This is a genomic window from Nocardioides sp. J54, assembly GCF_000519005.1.
Lineage (GTDB): Bacteria > Actinomycetota > Actinomycetes > Propionibacteriales > Nocardioidaceae > Nocardioides.
In genome coordinates this window covers 1-26,673 of record NZ_JAER01000034.1, presented here as the reverse complement: position 1 = coordinate 26,673, position 26,673 = coordinate 1, and the positions used below count along the sequence as shown (strand labels likewise).

Here is a 26,673-nt window from a genome sequence, read left to right as displayed (position 1 = left end):
GGATGTCCACCGACAAGCCGCGGGCGCTCCCTCAATCCAGCTCGACTAGCTTCGCGCGGACGGCGTACATGACGGCCTCCATGCGCGAGTGCAGCTGCAGCTTCTCGAGGATGTTGCGGACGTGGTTCTTCACGGTGTTCTCGCTGATGGCGAGCTCGCCGGCGACGTCGCGGTTGGACAGGCCCTTGGCGACCAGGCGGAGCACCTCGAGCTCACGCTCGGTGAGCTTGAGGGCCGGGCCGGCGGTGCGCTCGGGCTTCGACATCGTCTTGAACTCGTCGATCAGCTTGGCCGCCATCGAGGGGCTGATCAGGGACTGGCCGTCGGCGACGACGCGGATGCCCTGGGCGACCTCCTCGATGGAGGAGTCCTTGAGCAGGTAGCCGGACGCGCCGCTCTTGACCGCCTCGTAGAGGTCCGCCTCGTCGTCGGACATCGTGAGCATGATGATCTTGGTGGTCGGCACGGCCTCCTTGATGGCCACGCACGCCTCGATGCCGGACTGCTTCGGCATCCGCACGTCGAGGAGCACCACGTCGGGTGCGGAGCTGACCACGAGCGCGACACCGTCGACGCCGTTGCTGGCCTCCCCGACCACCTCGATCCCGGGCTCGATGCCCAGGAGCATGGTCAGGCCGCGCCTGAACAGCTCCTGGTCGTCGACAACGACCACACGTACCGGCTCGCTCACAGGGTGTCCCGGTCCTGTCGCTGCCGGCGAATTCCCACTCGCCACGGAGGCATCATGGCACGAGCCCCCGACGGAAGCGCGCGGCGCACCGGTTCCGGCACGCCGCACGCCCCGGACTGCTCAGCCGCCCGATCGGCCGTCGTCGCACGTTCGGCTCACCCTCCCTGGTGGTCCACGTCGAGGGAGATCACGCCGTAGTCGTAGCCCTTGCGGCGGTAGACGACCGAGGGACGCTCGCTCTCCTTGTCGACGAACAGGTAGAAGTCGTGGCCGACGAGCTCCATCTCGTAGAGGGCCTGGTCGAGGGTCATCGGGCTGGCGGGGTGGGTCTTCTCGCGGACCACCAGCGGCCCGTCGCCGGTGACCGTGATCGGTCCGACCTTCCGCTCCTTGGCGACGTCCTCCTCGTCCTCGGTGGTGTCGTCGATGTCGAGCGGGACGTCGGAGAGCGCCTTGCCGACCGAGACCGGGGTGCGGCGACCGCGGTGGACGCGGCGGCGGTCGGCGGCCTTGCGCATCTGCGAGGCCATCTTGTCGAGGGCCAGGTCGAGGGCACCCATCTTGTCGTCGGCTGCGGCCTCGGCCCGGATCACCGGGCCCTTGGAGAAGGCGGTCAGCTCCACGCGGACGGCCTGGGGGTGCTGGCGGGGGTTCGGCTCACAATCCACCTCCACGTGCACCCGGATGATCCGATGGTCGTGCTTCTCCAGCTTCGAGAGCTTCTCCGCGGCGTGCGCCCGGAACCGGTCCGAGATCTCGCAGTGCCTTCCGGTGACCACAACGTCCATCAGTTACCTCCAAGGGGATTCGGTGATGGGGTCTCCCGCCGTTGCTGGACGGGACGCGTGAGAGGGGTCGGCAGGGCCACGGGAGCAGAAGTGTCCCGGGCCCTGCCTCGGAGTCCGGTCGGCCGACCTGGTCTTCGTCCCCACACCCGCCTGCTGAGGCTTCCGCAGCTTGTTGCCACTACCGGCCTTCTCCCGGAGCCGGACGCATCTGACGTCCGGTCCGAGGCAGGACTTACGACTAAGCCGCACCGTGATCGTCGACCCGGGGGTCGACTTACGTGGGCCGTTTCGCCTGCGACTGGCATCGGCTTGCCAGCCCCGGCGGGGCTCGCGCCCTGCCTGGGCGGCGCAACCACGGACCCGAGCGGACTCCATGTTGAGACGTTAGTCGGTCGGTGGTGACGGCGGAAGGGATGGCCCGAAAGTGGGGGTGCGGCCCGCTGCCGGCGCCCTCCTCCGGGTCGCTGCGACCGTCGCCCCGGCGGCCACCGACAGGCCGCTGGACTCCAGGGCGCGCTGCGCCTCGCGCAGCGTGGCGCCCGTCGTCAGGACGTCGTCGCACACCACGACGTGGGCCCGCGGGCAGCCCCGGGCGAGCCGGCGCAGCGAGGTCGCGGGGACCGCCATCGACCCGGCGAGGTTGGCTGCCCGGGCGGCGGCGTCGAGGCCGGCCTGGTCCTGCAGGCCGGGCCGCACGCGCAGCAGCCGGGCGCTGACCACGTCGTGCTCGGCGCGCAGCCGGGCCACGGCCGCACGGACGGTGGCGGCCGTGGGGTCGTGCCCGCGCTGGCGCACCACCCGCGGCCGCGACGGCACCGGCACGAGCACCACCGGGCCGCTCACGGCGAGGTCGGCGAGCGCCTGCGTGACCGACCGCGCCAGCAGCTCCCCGAGCGGGCGCGCCAGCGCGAGGACGCGGCGCTCCTTGTGGGCGAGCACCATCGCCCGCAGCGCCCCGTCGTAGTCGCCGACCGCGTACGGCGGCACGAGGCCGGGCGGCGTGGGTGTCGGCCAGTGCGGGGCGGCCAGGGCCGGGAGGCCGGCGTGGCAGGAGCGGCACAGCGCCCGGCCCGGGTGTCCGCAGCCCACGCAGGCGACGCCGAGGACGAGGTCGCGGAAGGCGTCGGCGAGGTCCGGGAGGAGCGGCACTCCCCCACCCCACCAAGGCCGGGCGGGCGGCACAACGCGGCGGCGCGGGCCTGTGGATGGCGGCGTCGGCCCCCGGCGTCAGCCGGCGAAGTCGAGCTGGGTCAGGGTGAGGCTGCCGGCGTCGTACTCCTCCTGCGCGACGAGGTCGACGTAGCGGTCGCCGTAGACCGCGTAGACCAGTGAGCTGGAGACCGGCGCGCCGGCGAGGCCCACGACCCTCCCGGACAGGATCGTGGAGAGCCCGTCCACGCCGACGGTGGCGCCGTCGGCGGCGACGACGTCGACCTCGTGGAAGGACGTCGGCGAGCTCGAGGAGAGCAGTGCGATCCTGTTCGGCCCGCTCCAGGCGAGGTCGGCGATCGCGGCGTCCTCGGCCGGTCGGACGACGAACGGCGACCCGGCCCGCGCCACCCGGCCGCGACCGTTGATCAGCACGCGGGCTCCGACGACCTGGTCGCCGGCGGCGGTGGTGACGACGCCGACCACCCGGGTGCCGTCCCGGGAGACGACGATCGCCTTGGCGGCGCGGCCGGTGAGGCCGGGCACCCGCACCTCGCGGACCCGGCCGGCCTCGAGGAGCAGGACCCGCGCGTTGCCGCCGCGCCGGTCGAGGACCCACAGCCGGCCCGCCACGTCCCAGGTGGGGCGAGCGAAGTCACCGCCGGTGACCACCGTCCGGACCGGGTCGTCGGGGTCGGCGCCGACCTCGACGGTGCGTACCCGGTCGCCACCGGTGTCGACCGCTGCAACCACCTCGGCGTCGGGCCGGAGCGCCACGGCGTCGAGGCTCGCGCCGGCCACGCCGAACGGGCCGGTCGAGAAGGAGAGGTCGCCGGGACGGCCGAGCACGAGCCGGCCCTTGCTCAGGCCGGCGAGGGTGGTGCCGCGGGTGCCCGCCGGGTCGAAGGCGCCGCCGCCGTCGACGGGGTACTGCGAGGCGCCGCCCGGCACCGGGACGTCCTCCCCGCCGATCGTGACGCGCAGCGCGGCGATCCCCGGCGCCTGGCGCAAGGTCCACGCGAGCTGGGCGAACATCAGCTCGGCCTCCTCGGCCGTCAGCCGGGGCGCGTCGCCCACGAGGTCGACGTTGGCGACGCCCTTGTCGTCGACCGGGACGGACAGCCCCACGGAGAGGCCGCTCGGCAGGAAGGAGCGCACGACCCCACGGGCACGCGGCGGGGGGGCCGTCGAGCAGGCCGGCGACGAGGTTGGTCGCGAGCTGCTCTCCCTGCGGCACGAACACCGGCTCCGGCACCAGGATCTGCGCGATCGGGTCGAAGAAGTAGAGCGACACCTGGCGGTAGCGCTGCTGGAACCAGCTGGCGGGCACGACGAGGGCGTCCATCGGGTCGGCGATGCGGTACTCGCCCCGCTCGATGGACAGGTGCAGGGTCATCGCCCGGTCGGCGGCCGGGAGCTGCCCGCGCCAGGCACCGGCGCGGTCGAGGCCGTCGGCGGCGGGCAGGTCCACCCGCACCGCGTTGCCGGTCTCGCGCACGGAGAGCGGGGCGTCGGCGTACACGACGGTGGCGAGCTCGGGGTTCCAGCTGGCGGCCGCCTCCTCGGTGAGGAAGCGCTTGGCGACGTTGATCTGCTGGGGCCACGCGGTCATCGCGTCGAGGAACTCGCTGACGACCTCGGCGGGCGAGGCGCCCTCGGTCGGGGGCCGGGCGTCGATGTCGCTGGCCCGGTGGGGGCTGTCCGCGCCGGCAACGTCGGCGTCGACGACCGGTCCCTCGGTCGGCAGGGAGACGCAGCCGGCGAGCAGCAGGCCCGCGAGCAGCCCGGCAACCGCGGTGGTGGCACGGCGCGCCTGGCTCATCGCTCCACCTCCCGGGCGGGTACGACGTCGCCGGGCCCGGCCACGATCGCGGCGTCGACGGAGGCGGCGTCCTCGGGGATGAGCGGCAGCGGGCTGTGCCGCAAGGTGCCGCCGGCCCGGCGCGGGAGGGTGAGCCGGAACTGGGCGCCCTGCCCGGTGCGGCCCCACGCCTGCAGCCAGCCGCCGTGCAGGTGGGCGTCCTCCTGGGCGATGGCCAGGCCCAGGCCGGTGCCGCCACTGGTGCGGGTGCGGGCCGGGTCGGAGCGCCAGAACCGGTTGAACACCATCGCCGCCTCCCCGGGGGCGAGGCCGACGCCGTGGTCGCGCACGGTGATCGCGACCGCCTCCTCGTCGGACGCGAGCCGGACCACGACCGCCTCGGTCGGGTCGTCGGCGAGCGCGTGGTCGATGGCGTTGGTGACGAGGTTGCGCAGGATCCGCTCGACGCGGCGGCTGTCGACCTCGGCGCGCACCGGGTCGTCGGGGTGCTCGACGACGACCCGGACGCCGCGCTGGTCGGCCAGCGGCTGGGCGGCGGTCACCACCCGGTTGACGATGTCGTCGAGGTTGACGTCCTCAGGGGCGAGCACCGCGGCGCCGGCATCGAACCGGCTGATCTCGAGCAGGTCGACGAGCAGGTTCTCGAAGCGGTCGAGCTCCTTCTGCAGCAGCTCCGCGGCGCGGGCTGCCGTGGGGTCGAAGTCCTCGCGGGCGTCGTGCAGCAGGTCGGAGGCCATCCGCACGGTCGTGAGCGGGGTCCGCAGCTCGTGCGAGACGTCGGAGACGAAGCGCCGCTGCACCCAGCTGAGCTCCTCCAGCTGGCGGATCTGCCGCTGGAGGCTGGTCGCCATCTGGTTGAAGGTGTAGGCCAGCCGCGCGATGTCGTCCTCGCCGCGCACCTGCAGCCGCTCCTGCAGCCGTCCGGCGGCGAGCCGCTCGGCGACCTTGCGGGCCATCCGGACCGGGGTCACGACCTGCCGGGTCACCAGCCAGGTGATGCCGGCCACCAGTACCAGCAGCAGGCCCGCGGCGGTGAGCAGGGCGCGGGTCACCAGCCGCAGGGTCTCCTGCTCCTCGGTCAGCGGGAAGAGGTAGTAGAGGGTGTAGGTCTTGCCGTCGGCCGGCAGCTGCAGCTGCGACCCGACGATGATGCCCGGCTCCGAGGTGGCCTCGCCCCGCCCGTCGGCGCGGGTGACGATCTCGGTGTAGGTCCACGCCGTGCTGCGGCCGGCGGCGTCGAAGTGCTCCTCGAGCGAGTCGGGCACGCTGACCAGGTCGAGGCCGCTGGTGTACTCGCTGCCACCGTCGCGCAGCGATCCGCCCTCTCCCTCGGGGCCGGCGAGGACGACGCTGTAGCCGCGGCCGGCGCCGCGGTCGATGATCGGGTCGACGAGGTCGCGCTGCTGGCGGCCGACGTTGACCTCGCGGCCGGACGCAGCCTCGAGCCGGGCCCGGGCCTCGGCCATCTCGGCGTCGACCTCGCCGAGGACGACGTCGACGCGGTGCTCGAGGAGTCCCTGCCGGACCTGCTCGACCAGGATCCAGCCGACCGCGCTGACCACGACCGCCGACAGCACCAGCGTGCTGGCGACGACCCGCGCCTGGATCGAGCGTCGCCAGAAGGTGAGCGCCCGTCGTACCGCCGGGGAGAGTCGGTTCCAGAGGTCGCGCAGCACAGTGCGCTCCTAGGCGGAGCCGGCCTTGTAGCCGACCCCGCGGACGGTCAGCACGATCTCGGGGTGCTCGGGGTCGTGCTCCACCTTGGAGCGCAGCCGCTGCACGTGGACGTTGACCAGCCGGGTGTCGGCTGCGTGGTGGTAGCCCCAGACCTCCTCGAGGAGGACCTGGCGGGTCAGCACCTGCCCGGGCCGGCGGGCCAGGCAGAGCAGGAGGTCGAACTCCAGCGGCGTCAGCGGGATCTCGACGCCGTCGCGGGTGACCGAGTGCCCGGCCACGTCGATCTGCACGTCGCGCACCGACAGCGTCTCCGGCGCGACCGGCTCGGTACGGCGCACGCGGGCCCGGATCCTGGCGACCAGCTCCTTGGGCTTGAAGGGCTTCACGACGTAGTCGTCGGCGCCGGACTCGAGGCCGACGACGACGTCGACGGTGTCGCCCTTGGCGGTCAGCATCACGATCGGGACCACCGACTCGGCCCGGATCTCCTTGCACACGTCGATGCCGTCCTTGCCGGGCAGCATGAGGTCGAGGAGCACCAGGTCGGGGCGGTAGTCGCGGAACTCGGCCAGCGCGGTGTCGCCGCGCGGGCAGATCCGCGACTCGAAGCCCTCCTGGCCCAGGACGATCGCCAGCATCTCCGCCAGCGCGGCGTCGTCGTCCACGACGAGGACGCGACCCTTGGTGGCGAACGACGCGCCGGCGGCGGTAGTCATGTCCACCATCCTAGGGCTGGCACGCACGCTTGCCGCCAGGCGGAGGCAGGACCTACGGGAGCCAACTGCGGCGCGGCAGCGTGTCGCCGCCGACGCCGTCCGCGGCGGCGGCGATCAGCGGCGACACGCTCGCGCAATCAGTACCGGTAGTGGTCGGGCTTGTAGGGGCCCGCCACGTCGACGCCGATGTAGGCGGCCTGCTCCTTGGTCAGCTCGGTGAGTTCGACGCCGAGGGCGTCGAGGTGCAGCCGGGCGACCTCCTCGTCGAGGTGCTTGGGCAGGACGAAGACGCCGGTCTCGTACTCGCTGGTCTTGGTGAAGAGCTCGATCTGCGCCAGGACCTGGTTGGTGAACGAGTTCGACATGACGAACGACGGGTGGCCGGTCGCGTTGCCGAGGTTCAGCAGGCGGCCCTCGGACAGCACGATGATCTTCTTGCCGTCGGGGAAGATCCACTGGTGGACCTGGGGCTTGATCTCGTCCTTGACGATGCCCGGGATCTTCGCGAGGCCGGCCATGTCGATCTCGTTGTCGAAGTGGCCGATGTTGCCGACGATGGCCTGGTTCTTCATCTTCTCGAAGTGCTCGACCTTGATGATGTCGTAGTTGCCCGTCGTGGTGATGAAGATGTCGGCGTGCTCGACGACGGTCTCGAGGCGCTTGACCTCGTAGCCGTCCATCGCGGCCTGCAGCGCGCAGATCGGGTCGATCTCGGTGACGATGACCTTGGCGCCCTGGCCGCGCAGCGACTCGGCGGAGCCCTTGCCCACGTCGCCGTAGCCGCAGACGACGGCGGTCTTGCCCGCGATCATCACGTCGGTGGCGCGGTTGATGCCGTCGATGAGCGAGTGGCGGCAGCCGTACTTGTTGTCGAACTTCGACTTGGTGACCGAGTCGTTGACGTTGATCGCCGGGAAGAGCAGGGAGCCCTCCTTGAACCGCTCGTACAGGCGGTGGACGCCGGTCGTGGTCTCCTCGGTGACGCCCTTGATGCCGGCCGCGATGCTGGTCCAGCGGTTGGGGTCACGCTCGACGGAGCGCGCGAGGACCCGGAGGACCTCCTTGTACTCCTCGTTGTCGGTCGAGTCCTGGCTCGGCACGGCGCCGGCCTTCTCGAACTCGACGCCCTTGTGCACGAGGAGGGTGATGTCGCCGCCGTCGTCGAGCAGCATGTTCGGCCCCACCGGGTTGCCGTCGGCGTCGGTGAAGTCGAAGACCTTCTCGGCCTCGTCCCAGTACTCGGCGAGGGTCTCGCCCTTCCAGGCGAAGACCGGGGTGCCGGCCGGCGCGTCGACGGTCCCGTCCTTGCCGACGACGACCGCGGCGGCGGCGTGGTCCTGGGTCGAGAAGATGTTGCAGGTCGCCCAGCGGACGTCAGCGCCGAGGGCGGTGAGCGTCTCGATCAGGACGGCGGTCTGGATGGTCATGTGCAGCGAGCCGGCGATGCGCGCGCCCTTGAGCGGCTGGTCGGCGCCGTAGCGCTCCCGCATCGCCATGAGGCCGGGCATCTCGTGCTCGGCGAGCTCGATCTCCTTGCGGCCGAACTCGGCCAGGCTCAGGTCAGCAACCTTGTAGTCCATGAAACAGATCCTCGAGGTTCGAGAGTGACGTCCTGCGGCGCATCTGCGCTTCGTCGGGATCTCCCGCGCATGACGTGACCCACCCTACAAGCGGGCTCCGACCGAGGGGCAATCATCGGGCAGGCCCGACCGCCGGTGCCTGAGGTGGTGCTCAGGCGTGGTCCTTCTTGCCGAACGGGAGCAGCTGGACGACGAGGACCACGACGGCGCCGACGACCAGGCCGATGACGGCGGAGATGCCGGTGTTGGCCAGCCAGGCGAGGGCGTCGCCGAGGAAGCCCTCGATGGCGTGGTGGATGTCGTGCTCGATGCCGTGGACCCAGTCGTAGGGCGCGTTCCAGAGGTCGAGGCCGGAACCGTGGTTGTCGGCGACGTTGACCATGAGGATGTGGCCACCGACCCAGAGCATGGCGACGGTGCCGACGACGGAGATGATCGAGAGCAGCCTGGGCATGAACGAGACCAGGCCGAGCCCGACGCGCTTGGCGAGGGCGGAGCTGCGCTGGGCGAGGCGGAGGCCGATGTCGTCCATCTTCACGATGAGCGCCACCACGCCGTACACGCCGATGGTGATGACGAAGGCGACGACGAGCAGGGTGGCGAGCTTGGTCCAGAAGCTCTCGTCGCTGACCGAGTCGAGGGCGATGACCATGATCTCGGCCGACAGGATCAGGTCGGTGCGCACCGCGCCCGCGACGAGGTCCTTCTCCGCCTCGGGGCCGACCTCGGCGACCGGGGTCTCGTGGTCGTCGTGGTGGGAGACCATGTGCCAGATCTTGTGGGCGCCCTCGTAGGCGAGGAAGGTCCCGCCGAGGATCAGGATGACCGGCAGCAGGCCGGGCAGGAACTCGCTGAGCAGCAGCGCGGCGGGCAGGATGATCAGCAGCTTGTTGCGGATCGAGCCCAGCGCGATCTTCTTCACGATGGGCAGCTCGCGCTCCGCGGCGAGGCCGTGGACGTACTGCGGGGTCACCGCGGTGTCGTCGATGACCACGCCTGCGGCCTTGGCGGTCGCCCGACCGGCGGCCGCGCCGACGTCGTCCACCGAGGCTGCGGCCAGCTTCGCGATCGCAGCGACGTCGTCGAGGAGTCCAAACAGGCCGGCGCTCATGCCCCGAAGGCTACCGGGAGGCGCCGGTCTCCTCGTGCCGCTCCACCGGCTCGGGACCGGCGTCCTGTGCCGCTTCGTGCTCCTGCACGACCACCGCGAGGTCGACCGCCTCGCCGACCCGGCGGTGGGCGAGGCCGAACGGGTCGGCCACGTGGCCCAGCACGCCGCGCACCCGTGGGAGGGCCAGCAGCAGGGCGACGGCGACGCCGAGGCCGGTGGCGGCAGCCAGGCCGAGGGCGGGGCTGCCGGCGACCGCGTCCCGGAAGCCGGCGTACTCGAGGCCCTTCACCGCGAAGCCGTGGAAGAGGTAGACGATCATCGTCGCGGCGCCCATCCGGGTGAACCAGCCGCTGACGCGGGGGACGAGGGTGAGCCAGGCGAAGGTACCGACGAGGCCGAGGGCGAGCACGCCGAGGCGGGCCAGCACGGCCTCACCGCCGTCGTCGCCGACGACGTCGAAGGGTCGGTAGTAGAGGTACTCGGTGGACGCCCAGCGGTCGAGGTCCACCGCCAGCACGGCGACGATCCCGAACGCCACGACACCGAGCAGGGCCGGGAACCGGCCGCGCAGCCACTCCAGGGACTCCGGCGTCGCCTTGAGGCCGAGGACGAAGAACGGCAGGAAGCCGAGGATCCGCGGCAGGTCGAGGTACTCCGTCCACGCGCCCTGCACGAATCCGCCGGCCAGGCTGATGCCGACCGCGACGAGGACGGCGCCGGGCAGCGGCCGCAGCAACGGGGTGGCGAGCCGCCAGGCGGCGAGGGCGAGGAGGTACCACATCGGGAAGTGCGGGTCGAGCCACAGGTCCTGGAGGTCCTCGCCGCCGACGTGGAGGCGGAACAGCCCGAGCGCACCCTCGAAGAGGACGTAGGGCACGAGCAGGTCGGTGACCAGCTTCCACATCCGCGCCGGGTGGTAGGCGAAGCCGCGGGAGAGGTAGCCGGACAGGAAGATGAACGCCGGCATGTGCCACAGGTAGACGAAGTCGTAGAGGTGCCAGGCAACCGTGTCGTCGGTCGGCAGCAGGGCCCACGTGTGCCCGACCACGACGAGGACGATGAGACCCATCTTCGCGTTGTCGAGCCAGGGATCGCGAACGGCAGGCATCACTCCTTGGTACCCGCTCGCCCGCGGTCGAGTCGAAGTGTCAGACAACCGCGGGACCGCGCCGGTCGTGGTGGATCAGCGGTCAGTCTCGGCGGTCAGTCGGCGACGAGGCCCAGGCGGAGGTACTCCGCGGCGTAGGTGCCGTGCAGCAGCAGCGACGCGTAGCGGGCGACCTCGCCGACCGCGTCGGAGGAGACGTGCTCGATGCGCACGTCGTGGGCGGCGCAGGCCTCCTCGAGGCGGATCCGCTGGTCGCGCACGACCGGGTCGTCCACGCCGTCGTCGAGGATCACGAGGACCGGGCGCCGCTCCCCCGCACCGTCGGCGAACGGGTCGGCGAAGACGTTGCGCGGCCGGGCGGCCTCGATGACGGGCAGCAGGTGCTCGGCGTCACCGGCGAGCGCCGTGCGCCCGGAGGTACGACGGATCGACTCCGAGACGCGGCGGGCCGCCCGGGCGGCGAGCACGGACCCGCCCCAGACCAGCGGGCTGGCGTCGGCCAGCGCGATGGCGAGCATCTTGGCCGGGTTGATCGAGATGTCACGGTTCGGCGAGCACGCGATGGCGACGTCGTCGAGGGCCTCGGCGACCGCCTCCGGGTCGGCGGTGGGGCCGAGCTGGACCTGGTCGAGGAAGGACAGCATCGCCACCGCGGTGGCCAGCTGGTCGCCGGTGCCGGTCGGCAGCAGCGTGGTCCAGCGACCGGTGGCGTGCTCCGCGACGATCGAGTCCGGCGGGGTGGCGACCACGAGCTGGCAGCCGCGGCGGGCGGCCTCGGCGACGGCCAGCGCGGTGCCGGCGTCGCCGCCCTCGGGCGCGAGCACGACGACCAGGTCGAGGCTGCCGGCCCAGCCCGGCAGCGCCGGGGACGGCCAGGCGACGAACGGGACCGGGCAGAACGGCTCGAGCACCGCCCGCAGCAACCGGGAGTCGGGCCCGGCGGCGATCACCGCGCGCGGCCGGGTCTCGCTGGCGCGGGCGACCGCCTCGGCGATGGCCTCCGAGGAGCCACCGACCTCGCGTCGTACCCGCGAGCCGGACTCGGCCAGCGTGCGCAGCCGCAGGTCGGCGGTGGCCAGGGCGCTCTCGTCGTCCAGCCGGGACTCGTCGAACCAGACCATGGCGGGCCTCCCGGTCAGGCGGGCTTGCGGGCCTCGTCGACGAGCAGCACCGGGATGCCGTCGCGCACGGGGTAGGCCAGGCCGCACCCGCTGCAGAGCAGCTCGGTGGCGTCGCCGGCGGGGGTCACGGCCAGGTCGGCCCGGCACGCCGGGCAGACGATGATCGCGAGCAGCTCCGGGGAGATCTCGGGGGTGCTCATGCGCTCGCCCCGCCCCGGATGGTGGCGAGGACCTCGTCGCGGACTCGGGCCATGGTGGACTCGTCCTTCCCTTCGGCGTTGAGCCGCAGCAGCGGCTCGGTGTTCGAGGCACGGACGTTGAACGACCAGTCCGCGTGGCTGACGGTCAGCCCGTCCAGCTTGTCGACGGTGACGCCCTCCTGGGAGCCCCACGTCTCCTCCAGCGCCGCGAGCACCGCAGCCTGGTCCTCGACCGTGCTGTTGATCTCGCCGCTGAGCGGGTAGCGCTCGTAGGTCGAGAGCAGCTCCGAGAGCGGGACGTCGGCCTCGGCGAGGGCCGCCATCGCGTGCAGCGCGGCCAGCATGCCGGAGTCGGCGCGCCAGAAGTCGCGGAAGTAGAAGTGCCCGCTGTGCTCGCCGCCGAAGATCGCGTCTGTCTCCGCCATCGTCGCCTTGATGAAGGAGTGGCCGACGCGGGTGCGCACCGGCTTGCCGCCGAGCTCGGAGACGATCTCGGGCACCGCCCGGGAGGTGATCAGGTTGTGGATCACCGTCGCGCCGGGCTCCTTGGCGAGCTCACGGGCCGCGATCAGCGCGGTCAGCGTAGAGGGCGAGACCAGCTCGCCGCGCTCGTCGACGAGGAAGCAGCGGTCGGCGTCGCCGTCGAAGGCCAGGCCGATGTCGGCGCCCTCGGCGAGCACCCGCTTCTGCAGGTCGGCCAGGTTCTCCGGCTCGATCGGGTTCGCCTCGTGGTTGGGGAAGGTGCCGTCGAGCTCGAAGTACATCGGCACCATCTCGACGGCGTCGCCGACCTTGCCGAAGACGGCGGGCGCGGTGTGCCCGGCCATGCCGTTGCCGGCGTCGACGACGACCTTGATCCGGCGACCCTGCACGGGCGCGAGCGAGAGCAGGTGGTCGGCGTACGCCTCGAGCACGTCCTGCTCGCTGGTGGAGCCGGTGCGCTCCGCGGTGGCCGGGGCGCCGGCGGCGACGCGGTCACGGATCTCGGCGAGGCCGCTCTCCATGCCGACGGGCTGCGCGTGCGCGCGGCACATCTTGATGCCGTTGTACTGCGCCGGGTTGTGGCTGGCGGTGAACATCGCGCCCGGCAGGCCGAGGTGGCCCGAGGCGAAGTAGAGCTGGTCGGTCGAGGCGAGGCCGATCATCGTGACGTCGGCGCCCGCACCCGTCGCGCCCTCGGCGAACGCGCCGGCCAGGCCGGGCGAGCTGGGCCGCATGTCGTAGCCGATGACCATCGCGTCGACGCCGAGGACCTCGACGTACGCCGCGCCGGTCGCGCGCGCCAGGTCCTCGTCGAGCTGCTCGCCGACGATGCCCCGCACGTCGTAGGCCTTGAAGCACTTGCTCAGGTTGTCGGGTGAGGTCGTGGCCATGCACCGGACATTAGTGCACCCGCGCAGCGCCCCGGTCAGTCGGTGGTGAGCATCCTCAGGTGGCCCTTGCGGGCGACCTCGCGACCGGTCTCCCGGGGCTGCTCGACGGCCGGCGGCGGGACCGGGCGGGCCGCCTCGCGGACCGCGTCGGCGAGTGCGAGCAGGTCGTCGCTGCTGGGCCCGGCCTGCTGCGTGCCGAGCGAGAGCCGCACGACCTCCCAGCCGCGCGGGGCCGAGAGTCGCTCGCTGTGCTGCTCGCACAGGTCGTAGGCGTGGGGCTCGGCGAAGGTCGCGAGCGGGCCGAGGACGGCCGTGGAGTCGGCGTACACGTAGGTCAGGGTCGCCACCGCGCGCCGGGCGCACGCGGTGCGCGAGCAGGTACGCATGCCCTGCGGTGCCGGAATCGCGCTCACGCGGCAGACGGTACCGTCCCCGGCTCGTCCGGCTGGATAGGCTCGCTGGTCGTGGAGCCAGACGACGCTGCGTGGCCCCGGGTCGCCCGGCCCCGGCGCGACCGCCGGGGGCGCGGGATGCGCGGCCCTGCCGTGCTCCCCCTGACCTGGCCCGAGCCCGGCCACCGGCCGCCCCGCCCGTTGCGCCGCCGCGAGCTCTTCGACCGGATCCTGCTCGACGTGGTGACCGAGGTCGACGCCCGGTGGTCGAAGCACCTCGGGCTGGTGGAGTACGCCGTCGAGGACACCCCGCAGCTGCCCGACGACTGGGACTCCGACCGGGTGCCGCTGTCGTCGCTGGTGCGCGGGTCGGGGCAGCAGCCGACCCGGCTCGTGGTCTTCCGGCGCCCGGTGGAGCACCGCGCCAGCGACCGCGCCGACCTGGAGGCGCTGATCCTCACCGTCGTGGTGGAGCAGGTCGCCGAACTGCTCGGCATCGAGCCGGCGGACGTCGACCCGCGCTACCCCCGCGACGACGACTGAGCCACCTGCTCGGGCTACCTACTCGGGCGAGACGGCCGGGATGGAGGCGCGCAGGTCGGCCGGACGCACCCGCAGGGTCGCGAGGCCTGCCTCGCGGCCGCGTGCGGTGGCGGTGACGACGGCGCGCACCGGGGTGCTGCGGGCGACCACGGTGATCGAGGTGGCCCGGTCGGGCAGGGACAGGACCGCGCCGCGGTCGGCGCCGATCTCGACCCGGTCGGCACGGACCTCGCGCCCGCGGGCGTCGTAGGAGACGACGTGCACCACGGCGGTCCGCACGGCGCCGCCGAGGACGACACCCTTGCTCCCCGACGGCACGACGGCCGCGGCCGGCTCCTCGAGGACCGGCGCCGGGGCCAGCAGCACGAGGTCGTCGCGGGTGAACGCCATGAACGACGACGCCACCGGTCCGGTCGCCTCGAGCTCGATGCCGAGGACCCCCTCGGCCGCCGCACCGCGGAACAGGCGCCGCAGGTCGACCGAGGTCATCGCGCCGGGCGCGACCGTGACGTCCGGCGCCCCGGTCGGGCTGAACGTCGCCTGCTCGGTGACGAAGCGGACGCTGACCCGCACCTCGTCGGAGCCGGGGTTGGCCAGGTGGAGCGTGGGCTGCACGGGCCGGGCCGGGACACCGAGGATCAGGCTGCGGGCCGACGGCTCGGCGTCGGCGGGCAGGAAGTCGGTGGTGACGCGGCCGCGACCGAGCGGGTCCCAGGTGGTCTGCGCCGACGCGGTGACCCGGCCGCGGACCACGGTCAGGTGGGCGGCGGTGGCCTCGGCGCGCGGGGCGGCGGTGGCGAGGTCGATCCGGCGCACACCGTGCGGCGGGACCTCGATGCCGCGCAGCGCGGGCTCCTCCACCGGGCCGGTGCTGTCGTGGAGGGCGAGGTCGACGACCGCGTCGCCGTCGTCGGGGTTGACCAGCTCGATCGTGGTGGCGTGCCGGGCCGACGCGCCGACGCCGACCAGCCACTCGTCGTACGACGGGCCGCGGCACTCGGGCACGGCGAGCCGGCCGTCCCGGCCGGCGGCGATCCCGGGGGCTGCGGCACCGCGGCCGTCGAGGACGGTCGGGCCGGTGCTGGACGGCACCACGACGCTGCTGCCCTGGTCGACGGTGACCGGCTCCCCCGCCTCGGTGGCGGCGGCCTCCCCGCGGCCGGCGGGTGCGGTGGCGACGGCGAGCTCGCCGCCGGGGACGTCCGGGGTGCGGGTGACCCGCACCGGGCCGGCGCCGCGCAGGCCGCTCGGGCAGACGGTCGTCGCCGACGTCAGCGCGGAGGTGTCGGGCGGCCGGGGGCCGGCGAGCTGGTTGTCCTCGCCGCCGATGGTGCCGACGCTGAGCACGACGACGGCGGGCGCGAGGATCGCGAGGCCGACGAGCAGGTCGATGCGGCGGCTGCGGGACACGGCGGCGCGGCGACCGGCGCGCTGGCCGGTGCTGCGGTCGGCGGCGGGTCCGGGCTCAGTCATCTCGGCTCCTTCGCATCGGCGGGAGGGCCAGCACGAGCAGGACCGCGATCGCGGCGCCCTGCACGAGCAGCAGGACGGTGCGCCCCCACGCGTGGTGCTCGGGCAGCGGCCCGGGTGCGGGGTCGACCTGCCAGGCGCGGGTCCCGCGGCTGGTGCTGGCCTGGACCAGCCCGGAGGTGGCGTCGAGGCTGGCGGCGACCGCGCCGTCGGCGGGGGCCGCCTGGACGACGTACAGGATGCCCCGGCGGGACAGCTCCTGGACGGCCTCGGGATCGGGCGCGGTGACGAGGCTGCGGATCGCCGCGGTGGCGTCGCGGTCCTCGGGCGTCAGCGCCGTGATCTCGTCCTCACCGAGGGTGCGCCCGTCGCCGCGGTGGACCTCGTAGCGCAGGCCGTCCTCGATGCTGCCGCGCAGCACGAGGATGCCGTCGTGGTCGGCCTGCTCGGCGCGCTGGGCCATGTAGACCGGCACGTCGGCCGGCGGGTGGTCGGTGAGGTCCTCGCCGCCCCAGCCGGCGAACCAGACCAGGCCGAGCAGGGGCGCGACGAGGCCGGCGAGCCCGGCGACCGCGAGGCCCGCCTGGGCCGGGCGCGGCTTCTCGCCGAGGTGGTGCAGCGCGAGGCCGCCGAGGAAGGCTGCGGTGAGCCAGGCGCCCTGCAGCAGGAGCAGCACGACCCCGAGGCCGGGCTGCTGGCCGTCGCCGCCGGCGAGGCCGACGGAGGTGACCGCGAGCGGGATCCCGACGATCGCGGTGACGGCGGCGAGCACCCAGCAGGCGACGACCGCGACGCGGGTCGCGGCGGGCAGCAGCGAGGCGAGCGCGAGGACGGGCAGGACGAGGCCGATCACGGCCGGGGCGCCGAGGTCGCCGAGGCGGCCGACGAGCAGGTCCCACCCGGAGGTCGCCTCGGTCGGCCAGCGGCCGACGTCGAGGACCAGCGTGCCGGCGGCGCCCTCCAGCAGGGCCGGGAGCCACCACGGCAGCAGCACGAGCAGGGGGACGCCGAGCGCGGCGACGGGCGGGCCCCACACGGACCGGTCGCGGACCTCCCCCGGCGCGAGCCGGAAGGCACAGCCGAGCACGACGCCGATCAGCACGGCGACGACCAGCCACGACGACGGCGCGACGGCGGTCAGCAGGGCCAGCGCGAGTCCGGTGCGCCACGCGGCGCGCCAGCGGTGGCCGGCGTCGGGGTCGGCGAAGCCGAGGGCGGCGTGCGCCAGCCACGGCAGCACCGCAGCGGCGACGACGACCCCCCACCGGCCGCCACCCCAGGCGCCGGAGGCGAGCGGGACGAGGGCCCACACGACCGAGCCCCACAGCAGCAGCCACCGCGGGGCGCCGTACGGCGTGGCGAAGCGGCCCACGACGCGCAGGAACCGCCACGCGCCCCACAGCGCGACCGGGGCGGCGAGCGCCATCAGCAGGCCGATGAGCGCGGACGGGCCGACCGGCAGGCCGAGCACGGCGAGCGGGAGGACGTAGGCGGGCGCCGGCAGGTCGGAGCCGAAGCCGATGGGGTGGTGGCCCTCGGTGTGCAGGCGCCACCAGGCGCCGACGCCGTCCGGCGTCGGCGACAGCGCCCCACCGCTGACGCCGCCGAAGGCGTCGCGCACCCCGACCAGCAGGGCGATGACGACCACCGCCGTGGCGACGGCGGTCGGGTTGGTGAAGAACCGGACGACCCAGCCGGTGTCGGCGTAGTCGTCCTCCTCGTCCCGGTGCCGCGCGGGCGGCGGGGCCACCGCGGCGTCGCGCTCGGCAGCCGCGGCCCGGCGGCGCTCGGCGACGTCGGCGGCCTGGTTGGTCGCGGCGGCGACGAGGTCACCGACGAGGTCGAGGCCGTGCCGGTAGGGCAGCCACCACGGCGCCAGCAGCCGGCGGACGCGGGCCCGGTCCGGTCCCTCCGGGCCCCGCAGCGCGGCGACCGCCTGCCGCCGGTCCCGGCGCGCCGCGAGGATGCGCCCGGGGTGGCGCAGCACCGAGACCAGCGCGGCGACCTCGTCGAGGGCCTCACCGACGGCGCGCACGCACAGCAGCCCGAGCACCCGCAGCACCGTGCCGAGCGCGAGCCGGACGACCTTGAACGGCAGGGCGGGGGTGCGGGCGTTGGCGAGCAGCGTGAACAGGGCGGCGCGCCGCTCCTGGAAGTGGGTGTGGCGCCCGGTCAGCTCCGTGCGTCGTACGCCGCGGTGGGCGGCCTCGGCGTGGAAGACGACGGCGCGCGGGACGACGAGCGTGGTGCGGCCGGCCGCGGCGGCGCGCCAGCCGAGGTCGAGGTCGTTGCCGAAGATCGGCAGCGCAGGCTCGAAGCCGCCGAGCTCCTCGAGCACGGCGCGTCGCACGAGCATGCCGGCGGTGTTGACGGCGAAGACCTCACGGACCTCGTCGTGCTGGCCCTGGTCGTACTCGCCGCGCTCGAGCCCGGTCTCGCGCCGGCCGGTGCCGCTGATCGTGACGCCCAGCTCGAGCAGGCGGCGCAGCGAGGGCCACTCGCGCAGCTTGGGGCCGAGGATGTCGGCCTCGGGCCGCTGCGCGGCGACGGCGAGCAGCTCGGCGAGGGCGGTGGGTGCCGGCTTCGCGTCGTCGTGGAGGATCCAGACCCACTCGGGGTCGCGGCCGGCGGCGGCCAGCGCGGCGAGGCCGTCGGCGACGGCGTCGGGGAAGCCGGTGGTGGCCGGCATCCGGCGCACCGCGAGCGGGACGTGCCCGTCCAGTGCCTGCCGGACGAGCTCGGGGCTGTCGTCCCTGCTGCCGGTGTCGATTGCGACGACGGAGTCGAGGGGTGCCGTCTGCGCGCGGATGCCGTCGAGGACGGCCGGGAGCCACGAGGCGCCGTCGTGGCTCACCAGGAGGACGGCGACCCTGGCTTCGTGCGACACGAGGTCAGACCCTAGTGGGACGGTCCGAAGGGGGCGAACCGTCGCGCCAGGGCCTGACCCGAGTCAGACTGCCCGCTTCTTCAGCTTGCGGCGCTCACGCTCCGAGAGACCGCCCCAGATGCCGAAGCGCTCGTCGTTGCCCAGTGCGGCCTCGAGGCACTCCAGGCGCACCTCGCAGGTCTGGCACACCTTCTTCGCCTCGCGCGTCGATCCGCCTTTCTCGGGGAAGAACGCCTCGGGGTCGGTCTGCGCGCACAGTGCGCGCTCCTGCCACCCCAGCTCCTCTGTCTCTGCCTCGACCAGGAAGAGTTCCCTCATGTGACGCCCCTTTGACTCGACCCGATGCCAGTTGAGGACCAAGTGACATCGTTGGAATTACATATGTGTCATACCCCAGTAGTCAAGGCGGAATCTGCTATACACCGCCCCGGAGGACGATCGTCCCGGCCGTGAGGCACAGTTGTGCCCCGTGGACTCGAGCAAGACGACACCGGATCCGGTCCGGCGCATCACCGTCCTGTCGGGCGGCATGGGTGGGGCGAAGTTCCTCCAGGGCCTGCTGCACGGCATCACCGCCGGCACGCTCCCCGGGGTCGCGCCCGACGCCCGGGTGACCGTCGTCGCCAACACCTGCGACGACTGGTGGATCCACGGCCTCAAGGTCTGCCCGGACCTCGACACCGTGATGTACACGCTCGGCGACGGCATCGACCTCGAGCGCGGCTGGGGCCGGCGCGCGGAGACCTGGAGCGCCAAGGAGGAGCTGGCCGCCTACGGCGTCGAGCCCACCTGGTTCGGACTCGGCGACCGCGACATCGCCACCCACCTGGTCCGCACCCAGCTGCTCGAGGCCGGCTACCCGCTCTCCGCGGTGACCGCCGCGCTGTGCGAGCGCTGGCTCGCTCCGAGGTACGGCGAGCAGCTGACCCTGCTGCCGATGACGGACGACCGCGCCGAGACCCACGTCGCGATCGCCGACCCGGAGGCGCCCAGCGGCAAGCGGGTCGTCCACTTCCAGGAGTACTGGGTGCGCCTGCGCGCGGAGGTGCCCGCCGAGACGATCGTCTTCGTCGGCCTCGACCAGGCCACCCCCGCGCCCGGCGTGCTCGAGGCGATCGCCGGGGCCGACCTCGTGGTGCTGCCGCCGTCGAACCCGGTCGTCTCGGTCGGCACCATCCTGGGCGTGCCCGGCCTGCGTGACGCGGTCCGGGCGACCGCGGCGCGCGTGGTCGGCCTCTCCCCCATCGTCGGCACCTCCCACGTGCGCGGGATGGCCGAGCAGGTGCTGACCGCGATCGGCGTCGAGGTCAGCGCCGCCGGCGTCGGGCTCAACTACGGCGCCCGCAGCGCCGGCGGGGTCCTGGACGGCTGGCTCGTCGACGAGCGCGACGCCGCCCAGGTCGAGCGCCTCGAGGCGGCCGGCATCGCCACCGCCGCGGTCCCGCTGATGATGACCGACCACGACGCGACCGCCGCCATGGCCGCGGCCGCCGTCGCCCTGGTGCGGTCCTGATGCCCGGCTCGCTCAGCATCCTCGCCCCCGACGGAGTGCCGGAAGTCGTGGCCGGTGACGACCTCGCCGCCGTGCTGCTCACCGCCCTCGCCCCCGAGCAGGTCGCCGACGGCGACGTGCTGGTCGTCACCAGCAAGATCGTCAGCAAGGCCGAGGGACGCGTCGTCACCGGTGACCGCGAGGAATGGATCGGCCGCGAGACGACCCGGGTGGTCGCGCAGCGCGGCGCCACGCGCATCGTGCGCAACCGGCTCGGGCTGACCATGGCCGCCGCCGGGATCGACAGCTCCAACGTGGCCGCCGGCTCCATCGTGCTGCTGCCCGAGGACCCCGACGCCTCGGCCCGGGCGCTCCGTCGTACCGTCGCGGAGCGGGTGGGCGCCAACGTCGGCGTGGTCGTCACCGACACCGCGGGCCGACCGTGGCGCGAGGGCCAGACCGACATCGCGATCGGCGCCGCCGGCATCACGGTGCTGGAGTCCTTCGCCGGACGCGTCGACGGCCACGGCAACGAGCTCGCCGTGACCGCCCCGGCCGTCGCCGACGAGGTCGCCGGCGCCGTCGAGCTCGCGCAGGGCAAGCTCGGCGCCCGGCCGTTCGCGCTGGTCCGCGGGCGCGCCGACCTCGTCCTGCCCGCCGGCGAGGACGGCCCCGGTGCCGCCTCCCTCATCCGCGCGGAGGGCGCCGACCTGTTCGGGTACGGCGCCCGCGAGGCCGTGCTGCGCGCCGTCGCCGGCTGCGACGAGGACCGGTCCCCCTTCGGCGCCCCGGTGAGCGCCGAGGAGCTCGTCGACGCCCTCGCCCGGGCCGGGATCACCGCCCAGGGCAGCCCCGCGGGCGAGGTCCGCTGCCCCACCGACCGCCGCGTCGCCGTCGACATCGTGGCCTTCGCGCACGGCTGGGTCGTGACCGAGTTCGGCACCGACCTGCGGCTCCAGCCGGTCAGTCCGTAGACTTCCCGCGTTCCGCGCACCCATCCAGACGAGGTACCCCGCACCGTGGCCAAGTCCAGCAAGTCCGAGAAGTCGGACCGTCGCCAAGTCATCGACGAGATCCGGCGCAAGCAGAAGAGCGCCGACAAGCGTCAGGGCAGGGCCATCGTCGGCGTGTGCGTGCTCGTCGCACTCCTGATCATCGGTGCCGCGGCGTACAGCCCGATCAAGACCGCTATCGAGAAGGCCCGCTACTCCGGCAAGGACCTCGCGGACATCGGCGCGGGCGCCGACGTCTGCGGCGAGGTCACCGAGGAGGAGGCCACCGGCAGCGGCGACCACGTCGACAAGAGCCAGCAGGTCACCTACGACCATGCCCCGCCGGCCTTCGGTGCGCACTGGAACGAGGCGGGCCTGGCCCCGGCCCCGATCAACGAGCGGTACTACACCAAGGACAGCCGTCCCGAGCTCGAGTCGCTGGTGCACAACCTCGAGCACGGCTACACGATCCTCTGGTACGACGAGACCATCGCCGACGACTCCAGCCAGGTCGCCGCGATCAAGGCCATGGCCGCCACGCTCGACGCCAACGACACCAACCAGCGCCTGAAGTTCAAGGCCGCCCCGTGGACGTCCGAGGACGCCGAGGAGACCGGCAAGGACTTCCCGAAGGGCCAGCACATCGCCTTCACGCACTGGCGCAACGACGCCGCCGCCAGCAAGCAGTGGGGCGCGTGGCAGTACTGCACCGAGGCCAGCGGCGAGGCGCTGAAGAAGTTCATGACGGACTACCCGTTCACCGACGCCCCGGAGCCCTTCGTCTACTGAGCTGCCCGGCGCGGGCGCGACCTGGGTGACCCGGGTCGCGCCCGCTCTGCTTTTTCGCGGGCACCCGGCTCCCCGTGGTCCTGCCGGGGGTTGAGACGTCACTTGTGGCGGGTTGAGACGTCACTTGTGGCGGGTTGAGACGTCATTTCTGGCGGGTCGACGCCCCACCGGCCGCCGTGGGAATCACCTCCTCAGAGGCGATTCCCACGCTTCCTGACCATTGCAACGGCCAGGAAGCACCAGCAACGGTCAGGAAGTCCTCACGCCCGGGAGGCCGACTCGCCGCCCTACCTGGTGGCCGCTTCTCCTACTTGGTGGCCGCTGCAGCAGCCACCAACCTCGGGAATCACCGCCCAGGCGGTGATTCCCGCCCGCCTCACGTCAGGTCGGTGCGCCCCTGGTCCTTGAGCGCGGAGACGATGTTCTTGACCTCCTGCGCGCGGGCGCGGGTGGTGACGAGGAGGGCGTCGGGGGTGTCGACGACGACCACGTCGTCGAGGCCGACGACGGCGACCATGCGGCCGGAGCCGGGGACGACGATGCCGCTGCTGCCGATCACCTGGGCGAGGGCGTCGTCGCCGAGGACGGTGACGTCCTCCTGCTCCCCCAGCAGGCCGGCGAGGGAGTCGAAGTCGCCGACGTCGTCCCAGCCGAAGGCGCCGGGGACGGTGGCCACCTTGCCCGCGGCGGCCGCGGGCTCGGCGATGGCGTGGTCGATGGCGATGCGCGGCAGCTTCTCCCACAGCTCGGGGAGGCGGTCGGGCTCGGCGGCGATCGCGCGCAGGTTCGCGGCGAACTCGGGGTCCTGCTCGGCGAGCAGGTCGAGGAGCACGCTCGGGCGGACGACGAACATGCCGGCATTCCAGCGGTAGCTGCCGGTCGCGAGGTACTCCTCGGCCACCGGCACCGACGGCTTCTCCACGAACTCCACGACCGTGCGCACGCCGGGGTGGCCGTCGAGGGTGTCGCCCTGGTGGATGTACCCGAAGGCGGACGAGGCGAAGGTCGGCTCGATGCCGATGGTGACCAGCCACCCGTCACGGGCGGCGGCGACGGCGTCGGCCACCGCCGAGGCGAAGACAGCGTCGTCGGCGATGACGTGGTCGGCCGCGAACGAGCCCATCACCTCGGCGCCGCGCTGCTCGAGGAAGGCCGCGGCCAGCCCGATGGCCGCCATCGAGTCACGCGCCGACGGCTCGGCGATGACACCGTCCTCGGGCAGCTCGTGCAGCTGGCGTCGTACGGCGTCGCGGTGGGCCGTGCCGGTGACGACGACCAGCCGGTCCCCCACGATCGGTGCGAGCCGGTCACGGGTCTGCTCGAGCAGCGAACGGCCCGACCCGGTGAGGTCGTGGAGGAACTTCGGCGACCCGGAGCGCGACAGCGGCCACAGCCGCGTGCCGGCACCCCCGGCGGGGACGACGGCCCAGAAGCCGGGGATCTCGTCAGCAGGCATGCGCGGCACCCTAGTCGGTGCCGAATACGCTCGTGACGTGACTCCCGAGACCACCTTCGCCGACGTCCTCCAGCGACGCCTGCGCAACGACCCCGGCCAGCCCCTGGTGACCTTCTACGACCACGCCACGGGCGAGCGCGTCGAGCTGTCCGTGACGACGTGGGCGAACTGGGTGGCGAAGGCCGGCTCGCTGCTCGTCGACGAGCTCGGCCTCGAGCGCGGCGACCGGCTCGGCATCGACCTGCCGCCGCACTGGCTCGGCACGGTCTTCCTCGGCGCCGCGTGGAGCGCCGGGCTGGTGGTGGTGCCGGCCCCGGAGCCGGGAGGTACGCCGGACCTCGCCGCCGTGGTGTGCGGCCCGGACACGGTCGCCGCGTGGGCCGGGCAGCCCGGCACCGAGGTCCTCGCCTGCGCGCTGCTGCCCCTCGGCGTGCGGTTCACGGACCCGCTGCCGGACGGCGTGCACGACGTGGGGGTGGAGATCTGGTCGCAGCCCGACGCGTTCATCCCCTGGGACCCGCCGACCGGCGACGACCCCGCGCTCGACCCGGGCACCACCCAGGCCGAGCTGTGGAGGGAGGCAGCCGCCGGCACGCTGGTCGGCGGCGGCCGCCTCCTCTCGGTGGCGAACCCCGTCGCGGAGCCCCTCACCTTCTGCGAACCGCTCACCCAGGGCGGTTCGCTCGTGCTGGTCGCCCGGGCCGAGCAGCAGGCACTCGAGGCGGCCTGCGCCGCCGAGCGCGCCACCGCTCGCTTCCCTGCCCGGGCGACCAGCACGGGCTAGTCACTCCTCACCCCAGGAGGTCGTATGTCGTCGTGCGGCCCATGGCGATCGGGGCGGCGATCCGGTCCGGCGTCCCCCGCAGCAGGTGGAAGCGGCCGTCGCCGTCGCGGGCGACGAGGTCGGTGTGCCAGTCACCGTTGATGCTGGGCTTGGCGACGATCGCGTTGTAGCCGGCCGCGGACTGCGGCAGCTGGAAGGAGCGGGTCCAGCCGCCGGGTCCGTTGCCGACGTACACCCGCAGCTTCGAGCCGTCGCGCACGATGCTGTCCGGAGCGCCGTCCTTGTCCCACCGGCCGACGCCGATGTGCAGGCTGCCCGGGACCGCGGAGTGCGCCGGGTAGCTGTTGCCGAAGCCCTTGAGCGCGCGGCCGGGCAGGATCCGCATCGCACCCTTGCCGGGGACCGCCATCATGTCCGGGTAGCCGTCACCGGTGACGTCGCCGACGGCGGCCATCATGGTCCAGCTCCCGGTGTTCTGACGGATCACCTGAGGCGCCGTCAGCTTGCCGCTGCCGCGGCCCCGGTAGAGCAGGAGCGCGCCGTCGCTCTTGCGCTGGCCGATGACGTCGGACTTGCCGTCGCGGTCCCAGTCGCCGACGGACCACACCTTCGAGAGGCCGGAGAAGCTCCGTCCGGTGTCCACGGCCTTGCCCAGGCGGTACTTGCCCTCCACGTTGGTGATCGGGAGGATCACGCCGCGGCCGTCCTTCTTGCGGCGCGCGACCAGGTCGGGCAGCGCGGAGCCGGCGAAGTTGGACTCGAGCTCGCGGCCCTTCCAGGCCTTCTGGAACCCCTTCGCCCGGTTGCGGATGGCGCCGAGCTTCTCGTAGAGATAGCGGCCCGGGCAGGCGGTCTGCCCGGCGTCGCGGTGGCCGTTGATCGCCTTGAAGGTGCGGCTGCCGACCTTCTGCGAGGTGCTGCCGGCGTCGATGCCGTGCAGCGAGAGCTTCCAGGCGAAGAGCTCGCCGTAGGCGATGATCATGGCCGTGTTCGGCCGGGTGACCTCGAAGTTGCCGATCGCCGACATGGCGAAGGCGTACTGGTTGTAGCCCTGCGTGTGGGCGCCGACCACGGGCCGGTCGACACCGCCGGCGCGGCCCTCCCAGATCCGGCCGAACTTGTCGACGAGGAAGTTGTAGCCGATGTCGCTCCAGCCCCGCGTCTTGACGTGGTAGTTGTAGATGCCGCGGATGATCCCCGGCACCTGGGCCGCGGTGTAGTTGTTCGCGTTCACCGTGTGGTGGACGAAGCCCGCGTGGATCTCGTAGTAGCTCAGCGAGGCCTTGTCCCGGATCCGCTCGTCCGCGCCCCACTGGGCGCGGGAGTAGATCTGCGGCTTCGGGGTGTAGGAGCCGGCCTGCATCGACAGGTCGCCGTCCCCGGTCGGCGCCGGGTCCTCGACCGGCTCGTCGGTGGTCGCGGTGCCGTCGTCCTCGGTGGTGAGGCGCGCGGTGTCGATGGCCGGGCGCTCCTTCTTCGTCGCGCTGGCCTTGCCCGGGTCGATGACGGCGACCTTCATGTCGGCCGGCGCCTCGCCCTCGGTGGTCACCTTCACCTGGACGGCGTCGACCTCGCCGACGAGCAGCACGTCGGTGCCGGGACGGGCCTTGCGGCCCTCCGCGGTGCTCGGGTCCGGGCCGTGCTCGTCGTGGTACTCCGCGACCGTCCAGTCCGACCACGTGCCGCCGGTCTTCGTGCGGACCTCCACCTCGATGTCGTCCTCGGCCACGTCGCTGCCGGGGGCCCAGGTGACCCCGACGGTGCCGTAGCCCTCGACGGGCACGACCTCGCTGCCGACGACCTGCTCGCCCTTCGGCGTGGACCGCGCCGTCCGCGCCGCCTTGCCGGCCGCCTTCCCCTGCGCGGTGGTCAGCGCGAACTCCTCGACCTCGGCCTCGACCGGCTCGGTCGGGACCTCCACCTCCGCCGCGCGCAGCGCGACGTCGGCGGGGACGACACTCCCCTGCCCCGGCTCCGCCGGTCGCACGTCCATCGTCAGCGTGCGGGCCGCCGGGGTCAGCACGGCGACGACGAGGGCGAGCGCCAGGAGGCGCTGGCTGAGGGTCACGAACCGCAGCCGGCCGCCCTGCTCAGGCGCCTGCGGGGTGTTGCTCGACATGGTTCTGCTCCAGACATGTGTGCGGGGAAGGAGTCACACGAGTAGCAACTTTCACATGAGTCACAGGAGTCTGGAAAGGTCCCGTGAGTAACTACATCGTTGTAATTTCCACTCGACACGCCGAAGGGTGCCGACTTTCTCACATCGGCCGGGACTTCGGCCCGGCTGAGGGTTCCGGCCGTACGACGTGAGGCCCTCGCTGCTGCCGAGGCCTCGCCCGCGGGTGCCCTCGGCCCGCGCCGCCGCACGCGGCCGCCACGGGCACAGCACGGTGCGTGGGCCCGGAGGTTTTCGAGGCTCGGCGCCGGGGCGCCTCGCACCTCAACCACCGGGAGTCCGCTCAGCGAGCGCCTCTGCGGAAGGCGTCTAGGCGACACGCTCGCGCCATGGGCCCCGTCTTGCCGCCAGGCGGA

General features: G+C 73.3%; 23 protein-coding genes. 5 read left to right on the top strand and 18 right to left on the bottom strand.

Going from position 1 to position 26,673, the window contains the following annotated elements; translation table 11 throughout:
• Nucleotides 1-31: 31 nt before the first annotated feature.
• From NOCJ54_RS0117920 to NOCJ54_RS0117855, 13 genes are all read right to left on the bottom strand, one after another.
• Complete coding sequence (locus NOCJ54_RS0117920) at nucleotides 32-673, bottom strand: response regulator (protein WP_028656587.1); 642 nt, start codon at nucleotides 671-673, stop codon at nucleotides 32-34.
• A gap of 173 nt (nucleotides 674-846) precedes the next feature.
• Nucleotides 847-1,479, bottom strand: a complete 633-nt coding sequence (gene hpf, locus NOCJ54_RS0117915; protein ID WP_028656586.1) for a ribosome hibernation-promoting factor, HPF/YfiA family — start codon at nucleotides 1,477-1,479, stop codon at nucleotides 847-849.
• Between the two features lie 384 nt (nucleotides 1,480-1,863).
• Nucleotides 1,864-2,628 (bottom strand): ComF family protein, encoded by a 765-nt coding sequence (locus tag NOCJ54_RS26735; protein WP_157514953.1) that lies wholly within the window; start codon nucleotides 2,626-2,628, stop codon nucleotides 1,864-1,866.
• A gap of 78 nt (nucleotides 2,629-2,706) precedes the next feature.
• The gene (locus NOCJ54_RS0117900) at nucleotides 2,707-3,786 is read right to left on the bottom strand and encodes an LpqB family beta-propeller domain-containing protein (protein ID WP_028656585.1); all 1,080 of its coding nucleotides are present in this window, start codon (nucleotides 3,784-3,786) and stop codon (nucleotides 2,707-2,709) included.
• A gap of 660 nt (nucleotides 3,787-4,446) precedes the next feature.
• Nucleotides 4,447-6,126, bottom strand: a complete 1,680-nt coding sequence (mtrB, locus tag NOCJ54_RS26730; RefSeq protein WP_051486024.1) for an MtrAB system histidine kinase MtrB — start codon at nucleotides 6,124-6,126, stop codon at nucleotides 4,447-4,449.
• Between the two features lie 9 nt (nucleotides 6,127-6,135).
• Nucleotides 6,136-6,843 carry an MtrAB system response regulator MtrA gene (mtrA, locus tag NOCJ54_RS0117890; protein WP_028656584.1) on the bottom strand — a complete coding sequence of 236 codons (708 nt, stop codon included), beginning with the start codon at nucleotides 6,841-6,843 and terminating at the stop codon, nucleotides 6,136-6,138.
• Nucleotides 6,844-6,980: 137 nt separating this feature from the next.
• A complete protein-coding gene (gene ahcY / locus NOCJ54_RS0117885) occupies nucleotides 6,981-8,423 on the bottom strand; it encodes an adenosylhomocysteinase (RefSeq protein ID WP_028656583.1) in 1,443 nt (480 codons plus the stop codon).
• Between the two features lie 151 nt (nucleotides 8,424-8,574).
• Nucleotides 8,575-9,534: a DUF808 domain-containing protein gene (locus NOCJ54_RS0117880; protein WP_028656582.1), complete on the bottom strand. Its 960-nt coding sequence runs from the start codon at nucleotides 9,532-9,534 to the stop codon at nucleotides 8,575-8,577.
• A gap of 10 nt (nucleotides 9,535-9,544) precedes the next feature.
• A complete protein-coding gene (locus NOCJ54_RS26725) occupies nucleotides 9,545-10,642 on the bottom strand; it encodes an acyltransferase family protein (protein ID WP_051486023.1) in 1,098 nt (365 codons plus the stop codon).
• Between the two features lie 95 nt (nucleotides 10,643-10,737).
• Nucleotides 10,738-11,763 carry an SIS domain-containing protein gene (locus tag NOCJ54_RS0117870; RefSeq protein ID WP_028656581.1) on the bottom strand — a complete coding sequence of 342 codons (1,026 nt, stop codon included), beginning with the start codon at nucleotides 11,761-11,763 and terminating at the stop codon, nucleotides 10,738-10,740.
• 14 nt (nucleotides 11,764-11,777) lie between these two features.
• Entirely contained in the window at nucleotides 11,778-11,963 is a 186-nt protein-coding gene (locus tag NOCJ54_RS0117865; protein ID WP_028656580.1) for a Trm112 family protein, read from the bottom strand.
• Nucleotides 11,960-13,336: a phosphomannomutase/phosphoglucomutase gene (locus NOCJ54_RS0117860; RefSeq protein WP_051486022.1), complete on the bottom strand. Its 1,377-nt coding sequence runs from the start codon at nucleotides 13,334-13,336 to the stop codon at nucleotides 11,960-11,962. The genes NOCJ54_RS0117865 and NOCJ54_RS0117860 overlap by 4 nt, the downstream gene beginning before the upstream one ends.
• 35 nt (nucleotides 13,337-13,371) lie before the next feature.
• Nucleotides 13,372-13,722: a DUF3499 domain-containing protein gene (locus NOCJ54_RS0117855; RefSeq protein ID WP_036518527.1), complete on the bottom strand. Its 351-nt coding sequence runs from the start codon at nucleotides 13,720-13,722 to the stop codon at nucleotides 13,372-13,374.
• Nucleotides 13,723-13,800: 78 nt separating this feature from the next.
• On the opposite strand from NOCJ54_RS0117855, the gene NOCJ54_RS26720 reads away from it, so the two are divergent.
• Nucleotides 13,801-14,271: a metallopeptidase family protein gene (locus tag NOCJ54_RS26720; RefSeq protein ID WP_232221826.1), complete on the top strand. Its 471-nt coding sequence runs from the start codon at nucleotides 13,801-13,803 to the stop codon at nucleotides 14,269-14,271.
• Nucleotides 14,272-14,289: 18 nt separating this feature from the next.
• On the opposite strand, the gene NOCJ54_RS26715 is transcribed toward NOCJ54_RS26720, so the two are convergent.
• From NOCJ54_RS26715 to NOCJ54_RS0117835, 3 genes are all read right to left on the bottom strand, one after another.
• Complete coding sequence (locus NOCJ54_RS26715) at nucleotides 14,290-15,744, bottom strand: DUF5719 family protein (RefSeq protein ID WP_036518523.1); 1,455 nt, start codon at nucleotides 15,742-15,744, stop codon at nucleotides 14,290-14,292.
• On the bottom strand, nucleotides 15,737-18,628 hold the full coding sequence (locus NOCJ54_RS0117840) for a glycosyltransferase (RefSeq protein WP_028656577.1): 2,892 nt from the start codon (nucleotides 18,626-18,628) through the stop codon (nucleotides 15,737-15,739). The genes NOCJ54_RS26715 and NOCJ54_RS0117840 overlap by 8 nt, the downstream gene beginning before the upstream one ends.
• Before the next feature lie 63 nt (nucleotides 18,629-18,691).
• Entirely contained in the window at nucleotides 18,692-18,946 is a 255-nt protein-coding gene (locus tag NOCJ54_RS0117835) for a WhiB family transcriptional regulator (RefSeq protein ID WP_028656576.1), read from the bottom strand.
• Nucleotides 18,947-19,097: 151 nt separating this feature from the next.
• On the opposite strand from NOCJ54_RS0117835, the gene cofD reads away from it, so the two are divergent.
• The 3 genes from cofD to NOCJ54_RS0117820 are packed head-to-tail and all read left to right on the top strand — an operon-like array spanning nucleotide 19,098 to nucleotide 21,901.
• On the top strand, nucleotides 19,098-20,141 hold the full coding sequence (gene cofD / locus NOCJ54_RS0117830) for a 2-phospho-L-lactate transferase (protein WP_232221825.1): 1,044 nt from the start codon (nucleotides 19,098-19,100) through the stop codon (nucleotides 20,139-20,141).
• Nucleotides 20,141-21,094, top strand: coding sequence for a coenzyme F420-0:L-glutamate ligase (gene cofE, locus NOCJ54_RS0117825; RefSeq protein WP_028656574.1), 954 nt, complete (start codon nucleotides 20,141-20,143; stop codon nucleotides 21,092-21,094). The genes cofD and cofE overlap by 1 nt, the downstream gene beginning before the upstream one ends.
• Nucleotides 21,095-21,139: 45 nt before the next feature.
• Nucleotides 21,140-21,901: a DUF3105 domain-containing protein gene (locus tag NOCJ54_RS0117820; RefSeq protein WP_028656573.1), complete on the top strand. Its 762-nt coding sequence runs from the start codon at nucleotides 21,140-21,142 to the stop codon at nucleotides 21,899-21,901.
• A 376-nt stretch (nucleotides 21,902-22,277) separates the two neighbouring features.
• Here the strand turns inward: NOCJ54_RS0117820 and NOCJ54_RS0117815 are convergent, their stop codons facing one another.
• Nucleotides 22,278-23,357, bottom strand: coding sequence for a mannose-1-phosphate guanylyltransferase (locus NOCJ54_RS0117815; RefSeq protein ID WP_036518537.1), 1,080 nt, complete (start codon nucleotides 23,355-23,357; stop codon nucleotides 22,278-22,280).
• Between the two features lie 37 nt (nucleotides 23,358-23,394).
• Here NOCJ54_RS0117815 and NOCJ54_RS0117810 point away from each other — a divergent pair, with 37 nt between their 5' ends.
• Nucleotides 23,395-24,141, top strand: coding sequence for a TIGR03089 family protein (locus tag NOCJ54_RS0117810; RefSeq protein WP_028656571.1), 747 nt, complete (start codon nucleotides 23,395-23,397; stop codon nucleotides 24,139-24,141).
• 7 nt (nucleotides 24,142-24,148) lie between these two features.
• Here the strand turns inward: NOCJ54_RS0117810 and NOCJ54_RS28495 are convergent, their stop codons facing one another.
• Nucleotides 24,149-26,260, bottom strand: a complete 2,112-nt coding sequence (locus NOCJ54_RS28495) for an FG-GAP-like repeat-containing protein (RefSeq protein ID WP_051486020.1) — start codon at nucleotides 26,258-26,260, stop codon at nucleotides 24,149-24,151.
• Nucleotides 26,261-26,673: the final 413 nt, after the last annotated feature.

Excerpts from the sequence above, each read along its gene's own strand:
- hpf (WP_028656586.1), bottom strand. The coding sequence starts at position 1,479 with ATGGACGTTGTGGTCACCGGAAGGCACTGCGAGATCTCGGACCGGTTC.
- mtrA (WP_028656584.1), bottom strand. The coding sequence starts at position 6,843 with ATGACTACCGCCGCCGGCGCGTCGTTCGCCACCAAGGGTCGCGTCCTC.
- ahcY (WP_028656583.1), bottom strand. The coding sequence starts at position 8,423 with ATGGACTACAAGGTTGCTGACCTGAGCCTGGCCGAGTTCGGCCGCAAG.
- NOCJ54_RS0117880 (WP_028656582.1), bottom strand. The coding sequence starts at position 9,534 with ATGAGCGCCGGCCTGTTTGGACTCCTCGACGACGTCGCTGCGATCGCG.
- NOCJ54_RS26725 (WP_051486023.1), bottom strand. The coding sequence starts at position 10,642 with ATGCCTGCCGTTCGCGATCCCTGGCTCGACAACGCGAAGATGGGTCTC.
- NOCJ54_RS0117870 (WP_028656581.1), bottom strand. The coding sequence starts at position 11,763 with ATGGTCTGGTTCGACGAGTCCCGGCTGGACGACGAGAGCGCCCTGGCC.
- NOCJ54_RS0117865 (WP_028656580.1), bottom strand. The coding sequence starts at position 11,963 with ATGAGCACCCCCGAGATCTCCCCGGAGCTGCTCGCGATCATCGTCTGC.
- NOCJ54_RS0117860 (WP_051486022.1), bottom strand. The coding sequence starts at position 13,336 with ATGGCCACGACCTCACCCGACAACCTGAGCAAGTGCTTCAAGGCCTAC.
- NOCJ54_RS0117855 (WP_036518527.1), bottom strand. The coding sequence starts at position 13,722 with ATGCGTACCTGCTCGCGCACCGCGTGCGCCCGGCGCGCGGTGGCGACC.
- NOCJ54_RS26715 (WP_036518523.1), bottom strand. The coding sequence starts at position 15,744 with ATGACTGAGCCCGGACCCGCCGCCGACCGCAGCACCGGCCAGCGCGCC.
- NOCJ54_RS0117835 (WP_028656576.1), bottom strand. The coding sequence starts at position 18,946 with ATGAGGGAACTCTTCCTGGTCGAGGCAGAGACAGAGGAGCTGGGGTGG.
- cofE (WP_028656574.1), top strand. The coding sequence starts at position 20,141 with ATGCCCGGCTCGCTCAGCATCCTCGCCCCCGACGGAGTGCCGGAAGTC.
- NOCJ54_RS0117815 (WP_036518537.1), bottom strand. The coding sequence starts at position 23,357 with ATGCCTGCTGACGAGATCCCCGGCTTCTGGGCCGTCGTCCCCGCCGGG.
- NOCJ54_RS28495 (WP_051486020.1), bottom strand. The coding sequence starts at position 26,260 with ATGTCGAGCAACACCCCGCAGGCGCCTGAGCAGGGCGGCCGGCTGCGG.